Raw genomic sequence first — 20,926 nt, 5'->3', positions numbered from 1 at the left:
CTCTAATTGGCGGTGATAAAACGGGTGATGCGAGCAGATATGAGGTTAAACCCCAATCATTTCAAGGGGATTACTGCTCGTCATCGGCGTAAGGGTCGGCGTAGCCAAGCTCGTTCATGATGTCGCGCTCAAGCTGCTCCATCTCTTCGGCTTCGTCGTCCTCGATATGGTCATAACCTAGCAGATGCAGGCAGCCGTGGACAACCATGTGAGCCCAGTGCGCCTCAAGCGGCTTGCCCTGCTCGTCGGCTTCACGCTCTACCACCTGACGGCAGATCACCAGATCGCCCAGCAGCGGCAGCTCGATGCCGGGCGGCGCCTCGAACGGGAAAGAGAGCACGTTGGTCGGCTTGTCCTTGCCGCGATAGGTGAGGTTGAGCTCGTTGCTCTCGGCCTCATCGACCAGGCGCACCGTGACTTCGGCCTCATCTTGAAAACCGTTGATGGTGCCATCAAGCCAGCGCTGGAAATCGCTCTCGGCCGGCAGCCCTTGCTGGCTTTCACACGCCAGTTGCAGATCCAGAACTACGTTCATGCTTCACTCTCCCGGTTGGCCTTGCGCTCGGCATCGGTCTGGGCTTTCAAACGCGCCTGCTCGGCATCGAATGCCTCGTAGGCTTTGACGATACGGGCCACCACCGGATGGCGAACCACGTCCTGGGACTGGAAGAAGTTAAAGGAGATGCCATCCACCCCTTGCAGTACTTCCAGTGCATGGCGCAGGCCCGATTTGGTGCTGCGCGGCAGGTCAATCTGGGTGATGTCACCGGTGATCACCGCCTTGGAGTTAAAGCCGATGCGGGTGAGGAACATCTTCATCTGCTCGGTGGTGGTGTTCTGGGCTTCATCCAGAATGATAAAGGCATCGTTCAAGGTGCGACCGCGCATATAGGCAAGCGGCGCGACTTCAATCACGTTGCGCTCCATCAGCTTTTCCACCCGCTCAAAGCCGAGCATCTCGAACAAGGCGTCGTAGAGCGGACGCAAATACGGATCGACCTTTTGCGACAGATCGCCCGGCAAGAAACCGAGCTTTTCTCCGGCTTCCACGGCTGGACGGGTCAGCAAAATGCGGCGGATCTCCTGGCGCTCCAGCGCATCGACCGCAGCGGCCACCGCCAGATAGGTCTTACCAGTACCGGCCGGGCCAATCCCGAAGCTGATATCGTGGCGCACTATGTTGGCGATGTACTGGGACTGATTCTGGCTGCGCGCCTTGATCATGCCGCGTTTGGTCTTGATGTTGACCTCACGGCCCCAGCTCATGGCGGGATCATGCGCTTCATCATCCTGCTGCTCCAGAGCCTGGCTACCGAGGATGGCCAGATGCACCTGCTCCGGCTCGATATCCGGTACCTGGTTGCCGCGCACCGGCGCCGTGTCAACGTAGAGCTGCTTGAGCATCTCGGCCACGGCTTCGGTTTGGGCCGGTTGGCCGAGGATCTGGAAGTGGTTGTTGCGGTAGCTGATCTCGACGCCCATGCGGCGTTCGAGTTGCTTGAGGTTATCGTCAAACGGCCCGCACAGGCTGGCTAACCGGGCGTTGTCGGCCGGTTCCAGATGCAGGTTGATGGTGGAGATATGTCGGCTCAAGGGGATCCTCGCAAGACGAAACCGCCTGCCCGAAGGCAGGCGGTAGAGCAATCAGTGGGGGGTGAAGGCGGCAACGCCGAGAGAGTCCGGTACGTTGTCGGGGCGACGGGCCAAAATCTCACCCGGCGCGGTGGCCTGACGCAGATTCATCTCATCTTCACCGCGCAGGAAGGTGCCGCGCAGAGAGTGCGGCATCACCTCGGTGATCGCCACATCGGCGAAGTGGCCAATCAGCGAATGCGGGCCTTCAAAGTTGACCACCCGGTTGTTCTCGGTGCGACCGCGCAGCTCCATCGGGTTGAGCTTGGAAGGCCCCTCCACCAGGATGCGCTGGGTCGAGCCTTGCATGGCGCGGCTGATCTGCATCGCCTGATTATTGATGACGTGCTGCAGATGATAGAGACGCTCTTTTTTCAGCTCCATGTCCACGTCATCCGGCAGATCGGCGGCCGGGGTGCCGGGGCGCGGACTGAAGATAAAGCTGAAGCTCATATCAAAGCCCACGTCTTCAATCAGCTTCATGGTGGCGGCAAAGTCCTCTTCGCTCTCGCCCGGGAAGCCGACGATAAAGTCGGAGCTGACGGTGATATCAGGGCGGGCGGCGCGCAGACGGCGGATCTTGGACTTGTACTCCAGCGCGGTGTGCGGACGCTTCATCAGGGTCAGGATACGATCCGAGCCGCTTTGCACCGGCAGGTGCAGGAAGCTCACCAGCTCGGGGGTGTCCTTGTAGACCTCGATGATGTCATCGGTAAATTCAATCGGGTGGCTGGTGGTGTAGCGAATGCGGTCGATGCCATCGATGGCGGCCACCAGACGCAGCAGCTCGGCAAAGGTGCAGATGCCCTCGTCATGGGTCGGGCCGCGATAGGCATTCACGTTCTGCCCCAGCAGGTTGACTTCACGCACGCCCTGCTCGGCCAGCTGGGCAATTTCGTAGAGCACGTCGTCGAGCGGGCGGCTTACCTCTTCACCGCGGGTATAGGGCACCACGCAGTAAGTGCAATATTTCGAGCACCCTTCCATGATCGAGACATAGGCAGTCGGCCCCTCGGCACGGGGCTCAGGCAGCCGGTCGAATTTCTCAATCTCGGGGAAGCTGACGTCCACCTGGGCGCCACGGCCCTCCTGGACACTCTTGATCATGGTTGGCAGGCGGTGCAGGGTCTGCGGGCCAAACACGATATCGACGTAGGGAGCGCGGGTACGGATGGCGTCGCCTTCCTGGGAGGCTACGCAACCACCGACCCCGATCACCAGGTTCGGGTTCTTCTCTTTGAGCAGCTTCCAGCGACCCAGCTGGTGGAATACCTTCTCCTGCGCCTTCTCACGAATGGAACAGGTGTTCAGCAGCAAGACGTCAGCTTCCTCGGGCTCCTCGGTAAGCTGATAACCGTTGCTGGCGTCGAGCAGGTCAGCCATTTTGGACGAGTCGTACTCGTTCATCTGGCAGCCCCAGGTCTTGATATGAAGTTTCTTGCTCATTGCTACTCTTGCGGTGTTGAAATCGGCATGATCAAAGGACCGCGCATTTTACTCCGCAATCGGGCGGCTGACCAGTTAATATCCAGCGGTCAAAACCCTGCATTACAGGCGGTTTTTGCCGTCTGTGCTCACTGCGAGGCGCGGCAAAGCGCGTTACAATGACGCCACTTGCCCCGCTGGGCGCCCAGTTTGGAATTGTATAGATGCAATCGTGTGATATCGCCATCGTCGGAGGTGGCATGGTCGGTGCGGCCACAGCGTGCTTACTGGCCCGTCAGGGACTGGACGTGGTGGTGCTGGAAAGTGCCCTGCCCGAGCCATTCAGTCCCGAGCAACCGATGGACCTGCGCGTATCGGCCATCAGTGCGGCCTCCATCAAGCTGCTGCAAAAAGCTGGCGGTTGGGAGGCGGTGCTGGCCATGCGCAGCTGCCCGTATCGCCGTCTCGAAACCTGGGAGTGGGATGGTTTTACCACCCGCTTCGATGCCGCCCAACTGGGGTTGCCTGAGCTTGGCCATATTGTCGAAAATCGCCTGATCCAGCTCGGATTGCTGGCGCAGATGGAGTCATTGCCGAGCGTTCGCACTATCACTCCGACCAATGTGGTGGCACTGGAGCAGGACCAGCACTATGCCCGGCTGACCCTTGATGATGGCTCGCGTCTGCAGGCGCGCTGGGTGCTGGCCTGTGATGGCGCCGAGTCAAAGACCCGCCAGTTGGCCGGAATTGGCGTGTCACGCTTTGAATATCGCCAGCACTGCATGCTGATCAACATCGACAGCGACGACGAGCAGCAAGACATCACCTGGCAGCAGTTTACCCCCAGTGGTCCGCGCGCCTTCTTGCCGCTCGCTGGCCGTCACGGCTCGCTGGTGTGGTATGACAATCCGGCCCGTATTCGCGAGCTGATGGCGCTCGATCACTCATCGCTCGAGCAGGCTATTTTGCGAGCGTTTCCTGCGCGCCTTGGTGGTTTTCGGGTCACCGGACGCGGCAGCTTTGCACTGGTGCGCCGCCATGCCAATCACTATCACGCCGGGCGGGTGGTGCTGCTCGGTGATGCCGCCCATACCATCAATCCGCTGGCGGGGCAGGGGGTGAATCTCGGTTTTCGCGATGTGGCCTGCTGGAGTGAGCTGTTGCACGGTGCCGGCGAGCGCTGGCACGAACTCACCCTGGCGAGCCGTTATGAGCGTAAACGTCGGCCGGACAATCTCCTGATGCAAAGCGGCATGGATCTGTTCTATGCGGCATTTAGCAACCGGCTTGGCCCCTTGCCGGTGCTGCGCAACCTGGGCCTGACGCTGGCTGACAAGGCCGGTCCGCTCAAGTCGCTGGCGCTGCGCTACGCGCTTGGAGTGTGAGGCAGCTCGCGCTTGTCTATGCCGGTGTTGATGTGGGGGCGCCAAGCGCTAGTCTTTGCGGTAGCATGGCGTCTTTGCCTGTATCAACACGACGGAATCGAACATGCGCAGTACGACACGGGAAATGGCGGCCCACAAGCGGGTTGCCCTGGTCGCTCACGACAACATGAAGCAGAATCTGCAGCGCTGGGTTATCGCGCGCAAAGAGGCGCTCAAGCTTCATCACCTTTATGCCACCGGCACGACCGGCACCTTGCTGAGCAAATCGGCAGGACTGCCCATCACCTGCCTCTTCTCCGGCCCGATGGGGGGCGATCAGCAGCTTGGCGCCCTGATTGCCGAGGGCAAGATTGATGTGCTGATCTTCTTTTGGGATCCGCTCAATGCCGTGCCGCATGATCCGGACGTCAAGGCGTTGCTGCGACTGGCGGCGGTGTGGAACATCCCGGTGGCAACCAACGAAGCCACGGCCGATTTCCTGATGGACTGCCCGCACATGAATCAGGCATTTACGGTCGAGATCCCCGATTATGCCGGTTACCTCAAAGAGCGTACCGAGTAACTCGCTCGCGTGAGCATGCCAAGAGCCAGCCTTCGGGCTGGCTTTGTTGTTTCTGATAAAAAAAAAATCGCAGCCTGGCTGCGATTTTTGCGTTACGTCTGGGAAGGGAAATCAGCGAGAGAGCCCCTTCTGGGCAAATTTGGGACGGGCATTCATGATCTGCTCGACCTGCTCGTCACTCATCTTGCCGCGCGACAGCCCGAGCACCTTGTAGGTGAGCAGCGGCCTGGCCGGCAGGGCAATCATCAGGGCACGGATCTGGTTTTCGTCATCCTTGTCGCGATTCGGCTTGCCGTAGGCGTAAGTGAGGATGCCGGCATCCATCAGGTTTTTGACGGCCGGCTCGGTGATCGGCAGATTTATGACGCTTTTACGCTGCAGTACAAATTCGCGCAGCACCGCCTTCTCGTTGAAATCGAGGAAGGAGATGGTCTGCTCCATCTGGCTGTGCTGACGGCGTTGGCTCCATTCGTCACACAGATACTCCCAGGCAATCAGCAGGCCCTGGCTGGTGAAATAGGAGAGCGCGATCAGCATGCCAACGCCAATCCAGCCGGCATAGGCGTCCGCCCAGCGGGTGATTGCGCCGTCCATCAGACCGGCGGGGAAGACCAGAATCAGGCTGCAGCACAGCAACAGCCACACCATGACCCAGTTAAGTTGGGAGAGATGATGAAAGTGTTGGATCCAGCGTCTCATAGCTTTTCCTTTCCAAACGATGGCGACCTGGCTGGATCAAAGCAAAGCACGTGCCAAATAAAAAAGGGCGGGGAAGATCCCGCCCTGTTTGGCATGGCTACAACGGCTTAGTACGCCTGGAAGTACTGCTGGATCTGCTTCGGATCCTTGGTCTTGGTCAGGGAGAGCATCAGCAGCACGCGGGCTTTTTGCGGGTTGAGGGTTTCGGCCGCGACGAAGCCATACTTGGCATCATCCACCTCGGCATCCAGCGTGGTTGAGCCGGTCGGTACGCGGGCCGAGCGCACAACGCGTACTCCCTTCTCGCTGGCCTTGGCCAGCGTGTCGAACAGGGTGTGGTAGAGGTTACCGTTACCCACACCGGCACTGACAATGCCGTCGAAACCGGCATCAACCAGCGCCTTGGCCGGCAGCTCGGAGGCGTTGGCATAGCTGTAAACGATGCCGACCTGCGGCAGCTTGTTGAGCTTGCTCACGTCAAACGGGGTTTTGCTGGTGTGCAGATGGCCCGGGGTGCGTTGGTAATCAATCTTGCCGTTGTGGATGTAACCAAGCGGACCGTAGTTGGGGGCGGCAAAAGTTTGCACACCGGTGGTGTTGGTTTTGGTCACGTCACGGGCGTCGAGCACGGTGTCGTTCATGGCAACCAGTACGCCACGACCCTTGGAGGCGGGATCGGAGGCGGTGACCACGGCGTTATAGAGGTTCATCGGGCCGTCGGCGCTCATGGCGGTGGAGGGGCGCATGGCGCCTACCAGTACCACCGGCTTGTCGCTCTTGACGGTCAGGTCGAGGAAGTAGGCCGTCTCTTCCATGGTGTCGGTGCCGTGAGTGATGACGATACCATCCACGTCCGGGCGAGCCAGCAATTCGTTGACACGCTTGGCCAGTTTCAGCCACACCTCGTCATTCATGTCCTGAGAGCCGATCTTGACGACCTGCTCACCTTGCACGTCGGCGATGGTTTTCATCTCGGGAACGGCCTGGATCAGGGTCTCGATGCCCACCTTGCCAGCTTCGTAGTTACTCTGGGTCGCCGACTGGCCGGCACCGGCGATGGTGCCACCGGTGGCCAGGATATGGATGTTAGGCAGCGCCATCGCCAGCGGCGACAGGCTCATGCCAAGGGTCAGGGCAATCAGGGTCTTGCGTACGGTAAGAGACATGCTGCGACTTCCTTTTTGGTTTTTAAAATCGCAGCAATTGTCCTCAAAAAAAGTGTGCCTTTTTGTGACTGGATTCAATTAAATCAAGTTGTGACAGAATTTTAACCTATTAAAATAGTCAATAGGCGTGATTTACACTGCCGTAAAACCCTGTTCTTCAATGGCGTCAATGATCGCCTCGCGTGAGACCTCGCCTTCAACCTGGGCGGTGCCACGGGCAAACTCCACGCTGACCTTACCGGCACCCGGCAGGGCAGACAGGGCTCGTTGCAGGGAGGCGGCGCAGCCACCGCAATGCATCCCTTCCACTTTGACTTCAATCATCTTGATACTCCTGTTGGGTGAGTCTGTTGCAACCCTAACTCTGCCGGCAGGGGGAAGGTCAAGCCATCAACCCCAGATAGCTCATGAGCGCCGCGCCGATACTGGTGCTGACTAGCGAACCCAGCGTGGTGGTGGCGATGATATTGGCAGCCAGCACGCTGTCGCCGCCCATGGCGCGGGTCATCACATAGCTGGCGGCCGCAGTGGGGGTGGAGCTGAGCAAAAACAGGATGCCGAGCGCCTGGGGTGAGAAGCCGAGCAGCATGGCACCTATTACCATCAACACCGGAATCAGGCAGAGCCGGTTGGCGGTGGCCCAGCCGGTCAGGCGTGGATCGCCGCGCAGCACATTGAGGTTGAGGCTGGCTCCGGTGCAAAGCAGTGCCAGCGGCAGCGTCAGGTTGGCAAAGTAGTGACCGGTGGTCAGCAGCAACTGGGGTAATTTCAGGCCAAGCAGGCTAAACGTCAGGCCGCTGACGATAGCGATGATCAGGGGATTGCGCACAATGCCGCGGGCGATCGGCCGCCACCCTTGCTCACCGCCCAGACTGCGGGTGAGGGTGATCACGGCCAGCACGTTATAGAGCACCGTCACCGCGCCGACATAGAGCGCGGCAGCGCCAATTCCTTCGGTGCCATAGGCATTTTGCACATAGGCCAGCCCCATGATCCCCATGTTGCCGCGAAAACTGCCCTGCACGAAGATGCCGCGCTGCTGGCGCTCGCCAATCCAGTGACTGGCGACCCATTCAAGCAGCAGAAAACTGATGACGGTGGCCGCGATACCATAGACCACCAGCCAGGGGCTCGGCATGGCCGAAAAATCGGTACGCACCACGCTCAGAAACAGCAATGCTGGCAGCGTGACCTGAAACACCAGCCGTGAGGCGCCATCGACAAAGGCATCCGGTAGCAGACCCCAGCGTTTGAGCAAGATGCCCAAAATCAGCACCAGGCAGATGGGACCGGTAATGGCGAGGGAAAAGTTGAGACTGGCCAGCAGTGACATGGGACATCCTTCTCCGAGTCAAAGTCCCATGCTACACCGCAGGCCAGCCAGGCGCGACGGTGTTTAGCGGTTGATCACCGATTCGCGCACCATCAGGCGGCCACGAAAGCGCTGCAGCGGCTCGTGGCGAAGCAGGGTCTTGCCTTGCGAGCGGGCCAGCAGTTCACGGGCGCAGCTTTGGGCTATCTCTTCCACCGGGTATTCGATGCTGGTCAAGGGCGGCAATAATTGGCCGGCCAGACGGGTACCTTCCAGGCTGATGATCGACACATCCTGCGGCACCTGCAGATTGAATTCGCGCAGCAGCTGCATGGCATCGGCCGCCTGCTCATCGTGCTGCACCAGCAGGGCGGTAAAGGGCAGGTAGCGGTTGAGCAGATCGAGCAGCGCCTGTGGGTTGCGGGTGGTTTCGACAATCAATTGCTGGTTGTAGGGCAATGATTGCTGCTGCAACGCCTGCTGGTAGCCCAGCAGGATCTGCTGGCCGGCGGCACTGCGCTGATCATCGAGCTGCAAGGCAATCTGGCGATGCCCCTTGCCGAGCAGGAAGCGGCAGGCGCTTTCACAGGCAAAGGTGAGGTCATAGCCGAGGCTCTCGTCGCTGTGGGTATCGAGCAGCAGCAGCCGCTCATCTTCCGGCAGCGGGCAGTCGAGGCCGACGGCGAGCACGGCGTCGCAACGCCCGCCGAGCAGATCATCGAGGGCGGCTTCCTGTGCTTCACTCTGCTCGGCAAAGCGCAGCAGCAGGCTTTTGCCAGCCTGGGCCAGCTGGTTTTCCAACTGTGGTAGCAGTGAGGTGAGCAGGTGCGTGCAGTGCGGCGAGATCAGCAGACCGATACAGTCGGTGGCCTGGTTGGCCAGGGATCGGGCGATGGCGTTGGGACGATAGTTGAGCTGCTCCACGGCCTGCAGCACGGCGAGGCGGCTCTCTTCACGCACACCGCGCGAGCCGCTCAATACCCGGGATACGGTCGCCTTGGACACGTTGGCCAGGCGGGAAACATCGGTAATATTGGCCATGGTTTTACATCTGGTAACCGGTTTACAATTTATTTCATCATAGCATATCCGGCCATTGGCGAAAACCGCATCAGTTCACGATAAAGTGTTAAGAAGGGTGGCTTGCGCCACCCTTTGTCGTCGGTTTAGAAGAAGTATTTGAAGCGCACCCGGCCACCGTAGCGATCCATGTTGTCGACCTTGTCCGAATCAGGCTGCAGCTGTGACCAGTAGGCACCCAGATAGATGTCGAAGTTGGTCAGACCGAGCACACTCGGGAACTTGTAGGAGGCATAGGTGGTGTGGATTTTGTGCTTGCCGATCATGGCCGAGAAGTCAGCGCTGGTGTTGGCAACATTGGCATCCTTGATGTCATTGATGGCAAAGATGTAGCCCAGGCCGAGGTTCTGCCACACGGTGTTGGCACCCAGCGTGGTATCGGTTTCATCTTCAGCGTCCATACGGGCTGCGTTGAAGTTGAAGGTCAAGCTATCGCTGGCAGTCCAGGTGGTGGTGACACCGTAGCCAACCCGCTTGGAGATGCTCTGCTCATTGCCGCTGCTGTCGGTGATGACCAACGCGTCACGAATCACGTTCGCTTCGCCGCCGATGGCCACCTTCAATTTCTCACCCTTCCACGCCAGAACCGGGCGCAGGATCAGGGAGTCTTTCTCCTTGGTCACGTCATAGCCGTGATATTGGGAGGAGTTGAACAGGTTGGATCGATCGCCGACCAACCCCGCCACTTCCATATACCAGTTGCCTGTTTCCTTGTTGACCAGCAGTTGACCGCCCTTGCCGGCCCGACCACGCCCTTCCTTGAGCATGTAGATATAGCCGTGTCCGTCGGTGTAGAGATCGTTGGCGCTGTCACCGGAGTGCTCGACGAAGATATCCTGGCCGAGCGGGAACATGTCATAGGCTTCGAAGCGACCCACCTTGACCGCCCAATCCTTGCGCACCCCGAAGGTGAGCGAGGCGTCATCGGCACTGGCGCCGCCATTGGTGCCCACCGTCGGCTGCAGCAGAACCTCGCCATAGTGGCCATTGGGCAGATCGCGCACACCCTTGATGCTGAGCAGCAGACGCCCGTCTTCATCCCAACGGTCAGTCCGGTCGCTCTTGCCCAGCACGTTGCCCGGGCTGGTATTGGCGGCGTTGACGTTGTACTCCACGTCGCCTCCCATGCTCAGGGTGCCGAAGTCGGTATTGCTCTGCACCACGGCATGCGCCGAGGAGGCCACCAGCAGTGCCAGCACAGAGGGCACCAGAGCAGTAACGCGTTGATATTCCATAGTGACATTCCTTTTTTATGTTGTTGATCTGACAGCTTTTACTACTTCTATTCGGCCAACTTCCGGCCGTTTTCTGGCAACAGTCACCCGCACGAGCCAAACGGCGGCACGTGGAGGGATGACTGTGAATGAGTGACCTATCAGCCTGGCATGGGGTGTAACTCAGGTAGCCAGGCTGCGCCGCGTACCCCGCTGCTGTCGCCGTGACGGGCCGGCAGCAGGCGAGTGCGGCACTGCTCGCCGAACACCCAGTTCGGTACTGCCAGTGCGAGATCCTGATAGAGACTCTCCAGATTGGAGAGCCCGCCACCGAAGACGATCACATCCGGGTCGAGCAGGTTGATGACGCTGGCCAGACTGCGAGCCAGCGCATCGACAAAGTGGGCATAGTGCGCCTCGGCGCAGGCATCACCACTGGCCGCCGCAGCCAGAATCGCCGGTGCGCTCAGTGCCGAGCCATAACGGGCGGCAAAGCGCACGGCAAAACCGGTGCCCGAGACAAAGCGCTCGATGCAGTTGCTGCGTCCGCAGTAGCAGGTCTGCTCGGCGCCGTCATAGCTCGGGTCATAACCGGGCAGTGGATTGTGTCCCCACTCGCCGGTCAGAGCGTTGGGGCCCCCCAGCAAGCGGTTATCCACCACGATACCGCCGCCGCAACCGGTGCCGAGGATCACGCCAAACACCACCCGGTTGCCTGTCCCGGCGCCATCACGTGCCTCCGACAGAGTGAAGCAGTCGGCATCGTTGGCGAGCCACACCGGTTGGCCGAGCCGCTCTTCCAGGTCATGACGCAGTGACTGACCATTGAGAAACAGGCAGTTGGCGTTTTTAATCAGGCGGTTGTCACGCCGCTCGGCACCCGGCAGGCCGATGCCGACAGTGGCCGGCTCGCCGGCTTGCGCCAGAAAGCTGTTCACGAACTCGCTCACGCCGCCCAGAAACGCCTGATAACCCTGCGGCGTCGGGATGCGTCGGCGCATCAGTTCGTGGCCGGCGGCATCAAGCAGAATGCCTTCCATCTTGGTGCCGCCGATATCCAGTCCCAGTCGCAACATGCCGCGCTCCCGCCTCAGGCTGCCTGACGGCGATAGAGTTCAATTAGCTCGCACACCAGCTCTTTGGCTAGCATGGAGGTCATCAGGTGATCCTGAGCGTGCACCAGCACCAGGCTGACCTGGATCTGACCGGTTCCCTGGTCAGCCTCAATCAACCGGGTCTGCACCGCATGGGCTTCACGGGTCGCCTCGTTAGCTTGACGCAACAGGTCATCAGCCTCGCTGAACTGGCCTTTCTTGGCGCAGTGCAGTGCCTCGTAGCAGAGGCTGCGAGCCTGACCGGCGTTGATAATGATGCCCATCACGGTTTCTTCGAGATCAAACATGCTGTCCTTCCTTTACTGCTGTTATTGCCGGGCTTAGAAACCGCCGCGACGGGCTGTTTCGGCAAACCACTGGCCACTTTTCTTGATGCGGCGCTCGCCGCTGGCGAGATCGAGTCGCACAAAGCCATAGCGATTTTTGTAGGCATTGCACCAGGACCAGTTGTCGATAAAGGTCCACAGGTGATAGCCAAGGCACTGGCACCCTTCGCTGATCCCCTTGTGCAGCCAACCGAGATGACCGCGGATAAAATCGATGCGGTAGTCATCCTCGATGCGACCGGAATCTCCTAGGAACTTCTCCTCGCCTTCGACACCCATGCCGTTTTCCGAGATGTAGCAGGGCAGGTTGCCGTAGTTGTCGCGCAGGTTGATCAGGATGTCGTAGATCCCCTTTTCGTAGATCTCCCAGCCGCGGTGCGGGTTCATCTTGCGACCCGGCATCTCGTAGCTGTCGAAGAACCACTCCGGCAGAAACGGGCTGGCCGGATTGACTGCCTCAAGGCGGGCCTTGACCCGGCGTGGCTGGTAATAGTTCACCCCCAGCAGGTCGATGCGCCCATCGGCAAGCAGCGAGCGATCGCCCTCTTGCACCTGTGGCAGCTGGTCATATTCGCGCAGCAGCGCCACCAGATCGGCCGGGTATTCACCGCGCACCGCCGGGTCGAGGAAGCTGCGGTTAAAGAACAGGTCCGCCAGATGAGCCGCTTTTACATCAGCCGGATGCTGCGAACGCGGGTAGGAGGGCGTCAGGTTCAGGATGATGCCTATCTGCCCCTCACCACCCATGGCGCGAAATGCACGCACCGCTGCGGCGTGAGCCAGCATGGTGTGGTAGGCCACGCTGGCGGCACGGCGAAAGTCCAGCACGTTGGGGTAGTGGAAGTCATACAGATAGCCCCCTTCGACCGGCACAATCGGCTCGTTGAAGGTGAACCAGTGTTTGACCTTGGCGCCAAATAGCCGGAAACAGGTGGCGGCATACTCGGCATAGGCAGCCACGACCTCACGACTCTCCCAGCCTCCCAGCGCCTGCATTGCCATCGGCATATCGAAGTGATAGAGGCAGATGAAAGGGGTAATACCCCGGGCCAGCAGTTCGTCGAGCATGGCGTTATAAAAATCGACCGCCTCCGGGTTGGGCTCGCCACGACCTTCCGGAATCAACCGCGACCAGGCAATCGAGGTGCGGAAGGTGTTGTGTCCAAGCTCGGCCAGCAGTGCGATGTCGTCGCGAAAGTGCTGGTAGAAACCGGAGGTATCGGCCGGCCCGACCTGCTGATGGAAGCGGTGTGGCTCAAGGGCGAACCAGTGATCCCAGGTGGTTGGAGTCTTGCCACCGGTCAGGCTCGATCCTTCGGACTGAGCCGCGGAGGAGGCACTGCCCCACCAGAAGTTGTCGGGAAAACGGTACTGCATGATCGTTGTCTCCTGTCGGGCCGCCGTCAGGCGGCCCGGTTCATGGGTTAGCGGGCAGCCGCAGCGGCCAGATCACCGCGAGCACTCTGTTTCTCTTCCACTTCTTGCTTGAGCAGGGTGCGCTCATACGCCTTGAGGAAGGGGTAGTACATGGCGGCAGCACTGCACATGCACAGCAGGCTCAGGATCAGCGGACTGACGGCCCAGTTGGCTGCCCAGGAGGCGCCGATGGGGCCCGGCGTGGTCCACGGAGTGAGCGACACCACCCGTTCCACCAGACCGAAGTCGAGGGCAAACCAGGCGAAGGTGGCGTTGATCATCGGCACCAGCAGGAACGGCAGGAAGAACACCGGGTTCATGATGATGGGAGCACCAAACAGGATCGGTTCGTTGATGTTAAAGAAGCCCGGCACTATGCCCATCTTGCCGATAGAGCGCAGGTGCGCTGCCTTGCTGCGCAGCAGCAGGAAGGCGAGCGGCAGGGTGGAGCCCACGCCACCGATCAGCAGATAGTGATCCCAGAAGCCTTGCAGGAAGATGTGCGGCAACGGCTCGCCGGCGGCCATGGCGGCCTGGTTGACGGCGAGGTTGGCCATCCAGAACGGGTTCATGATGCCGGTGACAATCAGGGCACCGTGGATCCCGGCAAACCAGAGGATCTGGCACACCAGAATCGCCAGCAGCATGGCCGGCAGGCTGTCGGAGGCGGCCACCAACGGCTTGACCAGCGACATGATGGCTTGCGGCAGGATCATGCCAGTGCTGCTCTCAACCAGCAGATTGAGCGGATGCAGGGTGAGGATGATCACCAGCACCGGGATCAACACTTCAAACGAACGGGCCACCCCGGTTGGCACTTGCGGTGGCAACTTGATGGTGATGTTGTTGCGCTTGAGGAAGGCATACATCTCGCTGGCATAGATAGCCGTCAGCAGGGCGGTGAAGATCCCCTGGCCCGAGAAGTACTGCATCGAGATAGAGCCATCCTTGACCGGCGCCGCCACCAACATGAAGGCCATCAGGCAGAGCAGGCCAGTGGTCACCGGGTCAAGGCCGTTGAGGCGTGCCAGACTGGCACCAATGCCCACCGAAATAAACAGGGTCATCAAGCCCATGCTGAGCTGGAATGGCAGCAACAACTGCGGCTGGTATTTAGCCGAGAAGTCGAGCCAGGCCCGGGCAAATCCCCACTGGGTATCCGGTGAGAAGGGCGGAAAGATAAACACCAGCATAAAGCTGCCGACGATCATGAAAGGCAGGGCGGCAATAAAGCCGTCACGGATAGCCTGAATGTATTTTTGCTGGCCAAGACGCCCGGCCAACGGGCTCACCTGTTGTTCGATCAGAGTGACAAAGCGGTCGTAAACGGTATTCATGGCAGTTTCCTTATGCCAAAGGTCAGTTGATCAGGGAGAGGGCGTGATCCAGCACCTTGTCACCGCGCTGCATGCCGTAATCCATCATGTTGATGATTGCTACCGGGATCCCGAGCGGGGAGGCACGTTCGGCCAGCTCGGCCTGCATGTACTTCACCTGGGGACCTAGCAGCACCACCTGGTAGTGGGGCATCTGCTCGTCAAATTCGCTGGCACCATAGGCATCGATCTCCACCGGCAGCCCGCGCTTTTGCGCCTCTTCCTTCATCTTGCGCACCAGCAGGCTGGTGGACATGCCGGAGGAACAGCACAGCATGATCTTGTTCATCTACGTAATCTCCAGAGGTGGTGACGGACGAGCAGATTGTGAAACGATGGACTTGAAATGGAAACCGGTTTCCATGGTGTTTCCTCTGGTTCTGTGATCGTCGGCGCGCTTTCCGGTGGCGATTAGGCAGGAACTGTGATCGCTCTTGAGAAAATGGGAGATGATTGCAGGTGGAAACGGATTGTTTGGGTGAAACCGGGCAAAATGGTTGCATCCAAGCCAGGGAGGGACAGGAAAACGCAATGAACATGCAGGTCATGGGGGTGCTGGTCAGCATCGTCGAACAGCGCATGGTACCGCTGGCCAACTGGTTGACCGGCAGTCGGCACGTGCTGGCGTTGCGCGATGGGTTCCAACTGGCGATGCCCTTTATCATCGTCGGCAGCCTGCTGGTGCCTTTGCTGTTTCCGCCCATTTCGCCGGAAAACACCCACCCTTGGGCGATTGCTCTGCGCGAGCTGTCGCGCACTCTGGTGCCCTGGCTCTATCCGGTGTACACCCACACCGCCGGATTGGTGGCGCTGATTATCGCGTTTGGCTCGGCGGCCAGTCTGGCCAAAGCCTATGAGATGCCCGAGCGCCTCTGCGGTTTGTGCGGCTGCCTGTCGTTTCTGATGCTGATCGATTTTCGCACCCAACCCAGCGGCGTGGCCGGTTATCTCGGTGGCCTCGGGGTGTTTACCGCTCTGATTGCGGCCATCTATGCAGTCGAAGTGATCCGGTTTTTTTATCGGCGCAATTGGTGCATTACACTGCCGACCGAAGTGCCGCTCATGACCCGGCGCGGCTTTGCCCTGATTGTGCCGCTGCTGTTTATCATGCTCTCGCTAAGTCTGTTGCGCTTTTGGCTGGAGCACCATTTTGGTATTACGCTGCCGGAATTACTGGGGCTGTTGTTTCAACCGGTGATTACCAGTGCCGATACCCTGCCGGCGGTATTGATTGCCCTGCTGGTGGCGCATCTACTCTGGTTTATCGGCGTTCACGGCGCCCTGATCGTCACCGGCTTGCTGTCACCTTTCTGGATGGCGGGTATCAGTGCCAATCAGGAAGCCTTGATGGCGGGTCAAGCATTACCACACATCTTCGTGCAGGGATTTTGGGATTATTACCTGCTGATTGGCGGGATTGGCTCGACCCTGCCGCTGGTCTACATGGCCCTGAAAAGCCGCAGTCTGGCGCTCAACTCGGTGGGGCGGCTGGGGTTGATCCCGTCGCTGTTCAACATCAATGAGCCCATCTTGTTTGGCTTTCCCATCATCATGAATCCACTGTTCTTTTTGCCGTTTGTTGGGGTGCCGCTGGTCAATGGCACACTGGCTTGGCTGATGACTGAGTGGGGTTATCTGGATCGCTTCGTGGCCCTGCTGCCCTGGTCGATGCCGGCGCCACTTGGCGCAGCCTGGGCGGCCAACGGCAGTTGGAGCAATCTGCTGATGGCACTGGTGTGCATCCTCAACAGCTTCGTGCTCTATCGCCCCTTCTTTTTGGCCCATGAGCGGCAACTGCTGGCCCAGGAGGCGCGGCGGCGGGCGGCCGTTTAAGGGTTTCCCTTGTCTTTATCCGGTTGAATTACAACAATGTGGCGTCTTGGGTTGTGTGGGTGCGCCATGGAAAAGAAGCTGACTATTCTCGATATCGCCCGTCTGGCCGGGGTGGGCAAATCGACGGTCTCGCGGGTACTTAACCGCGATCCCAAGGTGCGGGAAGAGACCCGTGCTCGGATAGAGCAACTGATTGCCGAGCATGATTTCACCCCGAGCAAGTCGGCGCGTGCCATGCGCAGCCAGAGCCAGAAGGTGGTGGGTATCATCGTCTCGCGCCTCGATTCCGGCTCGGAAAATCAAGCGGTGCGCGGCATGCTGGAAACCCTCTATGCCTCGGGTTATGACGCTGTGCTGATGGAGAGCAAATTTGAACCGGCCAAGGTGAGTGAACACCTGGCGGTGCTCGAGCGGCGCGGTGTTGATGGCATCATTCTGTTTGCTTTCAACGATCTCGATTATGAGGCGATGGCACCTCTGCGTGAACGTCTGGTGCTGGTAGCGCGTGAAGCGCCCGGTTTCTCCTCGGTCTGCTTTGATGACGAGGGCGCGATTCACGCCATGGTGGAGGGGCTGCTGGCCGATGGTTTGCGCGAGCTGGCCTTTATCGGTGTGGAGCCGGGCGATCTCACCACCGGTGCCCGGCGCCGTGATGCCTATCTGGCGGCCTGCGCTCGTCATCATCTCACTCCCCGACTGGCGCTTGGCGACCTGTCGCACCAGAGCGGCTATCGTCTGGCCGCGACCTTGCTTAGCCCCACCACCCAGGCGTTGGTTTGCGCCAGCGATACCCTGGCGCTGGGCGCCGCCAAATATCTGCAGGAGCAGGGGCGCAGCGACGTGCTGGTTACCGGGCTGGGTAACAATCCGCTATTGACCTTCCTGTTTGCCAATGCGCGCAGTCTCGATCTGGGCTACAAGCGGGCCGGAGCTCAGGCCGCCAGCCAGTTGCTCGATCAGATTGAGCGGGGTGAACCGCCCCAAGCCACCATCGCCGCCAGCCGGTAAGGGTTTCACCACGTCGATGTTTGAGTGAATTGTGAGCTGGATTAAAAAATGGGAACGTTCCCATTGATCGAAGGTGCACTCTGACGCATGGTAAATGGGAACGATCCCAATATCGGCAGACCCACAGGATGAAGATGTGCTGTTCACCATCAGCGCATCTTTGTAACCCTCCGGGCCATCACAGGAATGACACCATGACCCAGATTCCCCGCAAGAGCCTGAGCCGGCTGATCGAGCAGATCGGTGGCAAGGAGAATATCGCGACCGTCAGCCACTGCCTGACACGGCTGCGTTTTGTGCTGAACGAACCGAGCCGGGCAGATGCCAAGGCCATCGAGGCGATCCCCGGCGTGAAGGGCTGTTTTACCAATGCCGGCCAGTTTCAGGTGGTCATCGGCAACGAGGTCGATGAGTGGTACAAGGCGCTGACCGAAGAGATTGGTGTGAGTGGTGCCAGCAAGGATGCCGCCAAGCAGGCGGCCCGTCAGAACATGAATCCGCTGGAACGTGGTATCTCTCATCTGGCGGAGATCTTCGTGCCCTTGCTGCCGGCCATTATCACCGGCGGTCTGATCCTGGGTTTTCGTAATGTCATCGGTGACATCAAGATGTTCGATGGCAAGTCGCTCACCGAGATCAGCCAGTTCTGGGCCCAGGTGCACTCGTTCCTGTGGCTGATTGGCGAGGCTATCTTCCACTTCCTGCCGGTGGGCGTCTGCTGGTCGGCGGTCAAGAAGATGGGCGGGGCCGAAATTCTCGGCATCGTGCTCGGCATCACGCTGGTGTCGCCGCAGTTGATGAACGCCTACCTCATCGGACAGCAAGCGCCCGAGGTGTGGAATTTCGGCCTGTTTGCCATCGAAAAAGTGGGCTATCAGGCACAGGTGATCCCGGCGCTGCTGGCCGGTGTAGCACTGGCCTGGATTGAGACCAGCCTCAAGCGCATCGTGCCCGCTTATCTCTATCTGGTAGTGGTGCCGTTTGTCTCGCTGCTGCTGGCCGTTATCTTGGCGCATACCCTGATCGGTCCGTTTGGTCGCTGGTTAGGTGACGGGGTGGCCTGGGCGGCCAAGGCTGCCATGACCGGCTCGTTTGCCCCCATCGGTGCGGCGCTGTTCGGGTTTCTCTATGCCCCGTTGGTTATCACCGGTATTCACCACACCACCAACGCGGTGGATCTGCAGTTGATGCAGAGCATGGGAGGAACCCCGATTTGGCCGCTGATTGCCCTGTCCAATATTGCCCAAGCCTCTGCCGTGGTGGGCATCATTCTGGTCAGCCGGCGTGATAACGAGCGGGAGATCTCGGTGCCGGCCGCTATCTCGGCCTACCTCGGGGTGACGGAGCCCGCCATGTACGGCATCAACCTGCGCTACAAATTCCCCATGTTGTGCGCCATGGTCGGCTCCTGCCTGGCCGCCATTATCTGCGGGCTGTCCGGCGTGTTGGCCAATGGCATCGGTGTTGGCGGTCTGCCTGGCATTCTCTCTATCCAGCCGCAATTTTGGGGCATCTATTCCCTGGCCATGCTGGTGGCCATTGCGGTGCCGATGGCGCTGACCATGCTGCTCTACCGCCGCCGTCAGGCACAGGGCTTGCTGGCCGTATCGGCTTCCTGATCATCATCTTATCCGGGGTCGCTGGCGACCTCCTGATTATCATTTTATCCGGGGTCGCAAGCGACCCCTTGCAACACAAAGAGAACGACCCATGAGCCAGACTCCCTGGTGGCAATCTGCCGTGATTTACCAGATCTATCCCAAGAGTTTTCAAGACTCCGGCGCCCGTGGCACCGGCGATCTGAAGGGAATTACCCGGCGGCTCGACTATCTCAAACTGCTCGGCGTTGATGCCATCTGGCTGACCCCCGTCTATCTCTCGCCGCAGGTCGATAATGGTTATGACATTGCCGATTACACCGCCATCGATCCGGCCTACGGCAGCATGGCCGATTTTGATGCGCTGCTGGCGGCGGCCCATGAGCGGGGGATCCGCCTTATCATGGATATCGTGGTCAACCACACCTCGACCGAGCACGCCTGGTTCAAATCAGCCCTGGGCAACAAAGAGAGCCCTTATCGCGACTACTACATCTGGCGCGATCCGCTGGCAGGGGAAGCACCAAACAACTGGCAATCCAAATTCGGGGGACCAGCGTGGGAGTTCGACCCCGCCACCGGCCAATATTATCTGCACCTGTTTGCCCGAGAGCAGGCCGATCTCAACTGGGAGAACCCGGCCGTGCGGGCTGAGGTCACCTCGATTATTCATTTCTGGGCCAATAAAGGCGTCGATGGTTTTCGGCTCGATGTCATCAATCTCATCTCCAAAGATCAGACCTTTCCCCATGACGAACTGGGCGACGGGCGCCGTTTTTATACCGACGGGCCACGTATCCACGCGTTTTTGTCGGATCTCTCCCGTGAGGTATTTGCCCCGGTGGGGGCCATGACGGTCGGGGAGATGTCATCGACCACCCTTGAACACTGCCGCCGTTATGGTGCGCTCGATGGCTCCGAGCTCTCCATGGTCTTTAATTTCCACCATCTCAAGGTGGATTATCCCAACGGGGAGAAGTGGAGCCGGGCGACGTTCGATTTTCTCGAGCTCAAGCGCATCTTCAACCATTGGCAGTGCGGCATGCACAATCAGGCTTGGTCGGCCCTGTTTTGGTGTAACCATGATCAGCCGCGCATCGTCTCGCGCTTTGGTGACGAGGGCGAGCACCGAGTGGTGTCGGCCAAGATGCTGGCCACCACCCTGCATGGCTTGCAAGGCACCCCCTATATCTATCAGGGGGAGGAGATTGGCATGACCAATCCCGGTTACCGCATTATCGAGCAATATCAGGATGTGGAGAGTCGCAATATCCACGCCATCAAGCTGGCCGAAGGGATGGGGGAGGCGGAGATCCTCGCCATTCTGGCGGCCAAATCCCGCGACAACTCGCGCACCCCGATGCAGTGGAGTGCCGAACCCAATGCCGGATTCAGTAAGGCAACCCCCTGGCTGGCACCGGCGAGCAACTACCCGAAGATTAACGTCGAGTCTGCGCTGGCCGACAGCGACTCGGTATTTTGGCACTACCGCGACCTGATTCGGCTGCGCAAGCAATACCCGGTGCTCACCGATGGCGATTATCAGGAGTTGTTACCGGGGCACCCGCAGCTGTGGGCCTATTGCCGACGCAGCGCTGGGCAGACCTTGCTGGTGGTGAGCAATTTCTACGGCGAGCCGGCAGAGTTTGTTTTGCCCGCATCGCTGCCGGTTGGGTGTGGCAAACTGCTGATCGGAAACTATCCCGATTGCCCGGCCAGCCCGCAATCGGTGACACTGCGTCCCTATGAATCACTGATGTGGTTGATGGAGGAGTGATG

20 protein-coding genes are annotated in these 20,926 nt (G+C 59.7%); 6 read left to right on the top strand and 14 right to left on the bottom strand.

The features are described from left to right. Window positions 1–70: 70 nt before the first annotated feature. The 3 genes from ybeY to miaB are packed head-to-tail and all read right to left on the bottom strand — an operon-like array spanning window position 71 to window position 3,078. On the bottom strand, window positions 71–535 hold the full coding sequence (gene ybeY, locus BW958_RS06150) for an rRNA maturation RNase YbeY (protein ID WP_076574861.1): 465 nt from the start codon (window positions 533–535) through the stop codon (window positions 71–73). Continuing rightward, a complete protein-coding gene (locus tag BW958_RS06145) occupies window positions 532–1,593 on the bottom strand; it encodes a PhoH family protein (protein WP_076574860.1) in 1,062 nt (353 codons plus the stop codon). Before BW958_RS06145 ends, ybeY begins: the two co-directional genes overlap by 4 nt. 51 nt (window positions 1,594–1,644) lie before the next feature. After that, the gene (gene miaB, locus BW958_RS06140) at window positions 1,645–3,078 is read right to left on the bottom strand and encodes a tRNA (N6-isopentenyl adenosine(37)-C2)-methylthiotransferase MiaB (protein WP_076574859.1); all 1,434 of its coding nucleotides are present in this window, start codon (window positions 3,076–3,078) and stop codon (window positions 1,645–1,647) included. A 203-nt stretch (window positions 3,079–3,281) separates the two neighbouring features. Between miaB and BW958_RS06135 the strand changes: the two genes are divergently transcribed. Further along, entirely contained in the window at window positions 3,282–4,442 is a 1,161-nt protein-coding gene (locus BW958_RS06135; RefSeq protein WP_076574858.1) for an FAD-dependent oxidoreductase, read from the top strand. A 103-nt stretch (window positions 4,443–4,545) separates the two neighbouring features. Then, a complete protein-coding gene (locus tag BW958_RS06130) occupies window positions 4,546–5,004 on the top strand; it encodes a methylglyoxal synthase (protein WP_076574857.1) in 459 nt (152 codons plus the stop codon). 111 nt (window positions 5,005–5,115) lie between these two features. Here BW958_RS06130 and BW958_RS06125 read toward each other — a convergent pair whose 3' ends face one another. The 11 genes from BW958_RS06125 to BW958_RS06075 all read right to left on the bottom strand — a co-directional run bounded on the left by BW958_RS06125 (window position 5,116) and on the right by BW958_RS06075 (window position 14,997). Beyond that, on the bottom strand, window positions 5,116–5,703 hold the full coding sequence (locus tag BW958_RS06125; RefSeq protein ID WP_076574856.1) for a superinfection exclusion B family protein: 588 nt from the start codon (window positions 5,701–5,703) through the stop codon (window positions 5,116–5,118). A gap of 107 nt (window positions 5,704–5,810) precedes the next feature. Further along, complete coding sequence (ansB, locus tag BW958_RS06120; RefSeq protein WP_076574855.1) at window positions 5,811–6,869, bottom strand: L-asparaginase 2; 1,059 nt, start codon at window positions 6,867–6,869, stop codon at window positions 5,811–5,813. A 132-nt stretch (window positions 6,870–7,001) separates the two neighbouring features. After that, entirely contained in the window at window positions 7,002–7,193 is a 192-nt protein-coding gene (locus BW958_RS06115; RefSeq protein WP_076574854.1) for a heavy-metal-associated domain-containing protein, read from the bottom strand. Between the two features lie 58 nt (window positions 7,194–7,251). Next, the gene (locus tag BW958_RS06110) at window positions 7,252–8,202 is read right to left on the bottom strand and encodes an AEC family transporter (RefSeq protein WP_076574853.1); all 951 of its coding nucleotides are present in this window, start codon (window positions 8,200–8,202) and stop codon (window positions 7,252–7,254) included. A gap of 63 nt (window positions 8,203–8,265) precedes the next feature. Beyond that, window positions 8,266–9,222 (bottom strand): LacI family DNA-binding transcriptional regulator, encoded by a 957-nt coding sequence (locus BW958_RS06105; RefSeq protein ID WP_076574852.1) that lies wholly within the window; start codon window positions 9,220–9,222, stop codon window positions 8,266–8,268. 125 nt (window positions 9,223–9,347) lie between these two features. Next, the gene (locus tag BW958_RS06100; RefSeq protein WP_076574851.1) at window positions 9,348–10,496 is read right to left on the bottom strand and encodes a carbohydrate porin; all 1,149 of its coding nucleotides are present in this window, start codon (window positions 10,494–10,496) and stop codon (window positions 9,348–9,350) included. A gap of 140 nt (window positions 10,497–10,636) precedes the next feature. Then, entirely contained in the window at window positions 10,637–11,551 is a 915-nt protein-coding gene (locus tag BW958_RS06095) for an ROK family protein (protein ID WP_076574850.1), read from the bottom strand. Between the two features lie 14 nt (window positions 11,552–11,565). Then, the gene (gene chbA / locus BW958_RS06090) at window positions 11,566–11,877 is read right to left on the bottom strand and encodes a PTS N,N'-diacetylchitobiose transporter subunit IIA (RefSeq protein WP_076574849.1); all 312 of its coding nucleotides are present in this window, start codon (window positions 11,875–11,877) and stop codon (window positions 11,566–11,568) included. A 33-nt stretch (window positions 11,878–11,910) separates the two neighbouring features. After that, a complete protein-coding gene (locus tag BW958_RS06085) occupies window positions 11,911–13,293 on the bottom strand; it encodes a glycoside hydrolase family 1 protein (protein ID WP_076574848.1) in 1,383 nt (460 codons plus the stop codon). A 47-nt stretch (window positions 13,294–13,340) separates the two neighbouring features. Continuing rightward, window positions 13,341–14,669 carry a PTS sugar transporter subunit IIC gene (locus tag BW958_RS06080; RefSeq protein WP_076574847.1) on the bottom strand — a complete coding sequence of 443 codons (1,329 nt, stop codon included), beginning with the start codon at window positions 14,667–14,669 and terminating at the stop codon, window positions 13,341–13,343. A gap of 22 nt (window positions 14,670–14,691) precedes the next feature. After that, window positions 14,692–14,997, bottom strand: coding sequence for a PTS sugar transporter subunit IIB (locus BW958_RS06075; RefSeq protein WP_076574846.1), 306 nt, complete (start codon window positions 14,995–14,997; stop codon window positions 14,692–14,694). Between the two features lie 242 nt (window positions 14,998–15,239). On the opposite strand from BW958_RS06075, the gene BW958_RS06070 reads away from it, so the two are divergent. The 4 genes from BW958_RS06070 (at window position 15,240) to treC (ending at window position 20,924) form a co-directional block, all read left to right on the top strand. Continuing rightward, the gene (locus tag BW958_RS06070; protein ID WP_076574845.1) at window positions 15,240–16,541 is read left to right on the top strand and encodes a PTS sugar transporter subunit IIC; all 1,302 of its coding nucleotides are present in this window, start codon (window positions 15,240–15,242) and stop codon (window positions 16,539–16,541) included. Window positions 16,542–16,607: 66 nt separating this feature from the next. After that, a complete protein-coding gene (gene treR, locus BW958_RS06065; RefSeq protein ID WP_076574844.1) occupies window positions 16,608–17,549 on the top strand; it encodes a trehalose operon repressor TreR in 942 nt (313 codons plus the stop codon). 194 nt (window positions 17,550–17,743) lie between these two features. Continuing rightward, window positions 17,744–19,168 carry a PTS trehalose transporter subunit IIBC gene (treB, locus tag BW958_RS06060; protein WP_076574843.1) on the top strand — a complete coding sequence of 475 codons (1,425 nt, stop codon included), beginning with the start codon at window positions 17,744–17,746 and terminating at the stop codon, window positions 19,166–19,168. Window positions 19,169–19,259: 91 nt separating this feature from the next. After that, window positions 19,260–20,924 carry an alpha,alpha-phosphotrehalase gene (treC, locus tag BW958_RS06055; protein WP_076574842.1) on the top strand — a complete coding sequence of 555 codons (1,665 nt, stop codon included), beginning with the start codon at window positions 19,260–19,262 and terminating at the stop codon, window positions 20,922–20,924. Window positions 20,925–20,926 lie beyond the last annotated feature (2 nt).

Source organism: Aeromonas sp. RU39B, assembly GCF_900156095.1.
Taxonomy (GTDB): Bacteria; Pseudomonadota; Gammaproteobacteria; order Enterobacterales; family Aeromonadaceae; genus Aeromonas.
The sequence above is the reverse complement of the archived record's forward strand: the minus strand, read 5'-3'. Positions and strand labels throughout refer to the sequence as shown.

Coding starts and splice junctions, on each gene's coding strand:
- treB (WP_076574843.1), top strand. CDS start 17,744: ATGACCCAGATTCCCCGCAAGAGCCTGAGCCGGCTGATCGAGCAGATC.
- BW958_RS06095 (WP_076574850.1), bottom strand. CDS start 11,551: ATGTTGCGACTGGGACTGGATATCGGCGGCACCAAGATGGAAGGCATT.
- BW958_RS06100 (WP_076574851.1), bottom strand. CDS start 10,496: ATGGAATATCAACGCGTTACTGCTCTGGTGCCCTCTGTGCTGGCACTG.
- BW958_RS06075 (WP_076574846.1), bottom strand. CDS start 14,997: ATGAACAAGATCATGCTGTGCTGTTCCTCCGGCATGTCCACCAGCCTG.
- BW958_RS06080 (WP_076574847.1), bottom strand. CDS start 14,669: ATGAATACCGTTTACGACCGCTTTGTCACTCTGATCGAACAACAGGTG.
- BW958_RS06070 (WP_076574845.1), top strand. CDS start 15,240: ATGAACATGCAGGTCATGGGGGTGCTGGTCAGCATCGTCGAACAGCGC.
- BW958_RS06130 (WP_076574857.1), top strand. CDS start 4,546: ATGCGCAGTACGACACGGGAAATGGCGGCCCACAAGCGGGTTGCCCTG.
- treR (WP_076574844.1), top strand. CDS start 16,608: ATGGAAAAGAAGCTGACTATTCTCGATATCGCCCGTCTGGCCGGGGTG.
- BW958_RS06105 (WP_076574852.1), bottom strand. CDS start 9,222: ATGGCCAATATTACCGATGTTTCCCGCCTGGCCAACGTGTCCAAGGCG.
- BW958_RS06085 (WP_076574848.1), bottom strand. CDS start 13,293: ATGCAGTACCGTTTTCCCGACAACTTCTGGTGGGGCAGTGCCTCCTCC.
- miaB (WP_076574859.1), bottom strand. CDS start 3,078: ATGAGCAAGAAACTTCATATCAAGACCTGGGGCTGCCAGATGAACGAG.
- ansB (WP_076574855.1), bottom strand. CDS start 6,869: ATGTCTCTTACCGTACGCAAGACCCTGATTGCCCTGACCCTTGGCATG.
- ybeY (WP_076574861.1), bottom strand. CDS start 535: ATGAACGTAGTTCTGGATCTGCAACTGGCGTGTGAAAGCCAGCAAGGG.
- BW958_RS06125 (WP_076574856.1), bottom strand. CDS start 5,703: ATGAGACGCTGGATCCAACACTTTCATCATCTCTCCCAACTTAACTGG.
- BW958_RS06115 (WP_076574854.1), bottom strand. CDS start 7,193: ATGATTGAAGTCAAAGTGGAAGGGATGCATTGCGGTGGCTGCGCCGCC.
- chbA (WP_076574849.1), bottom strand. CDS start 11,877: ATGTTTGATCTCGAAGAAACCGTGATGGGCATCATTATCAACGCCGGT.
- BW958_RS06110 (WP_076574853.1), bottom strand. CDS start 8,202: ATGTCACTGCTGGCCAGTCTCAACTTTTCCCTCGCCATTACCGGTCCC.
- BW958_RS06135 (WP_076574858.1), top strand. CDS start 3,282: ATGCAATCGTGTGATATCGCCATCGTCGGAGGTGGCATGGTCGGTGCG.
- treC (WP_076574842.1), top strand. CDS start 19,260: ATGAGCCAGACTCCCTGGTGGCAATCTGCCGTGATTTACCAGATCTAT.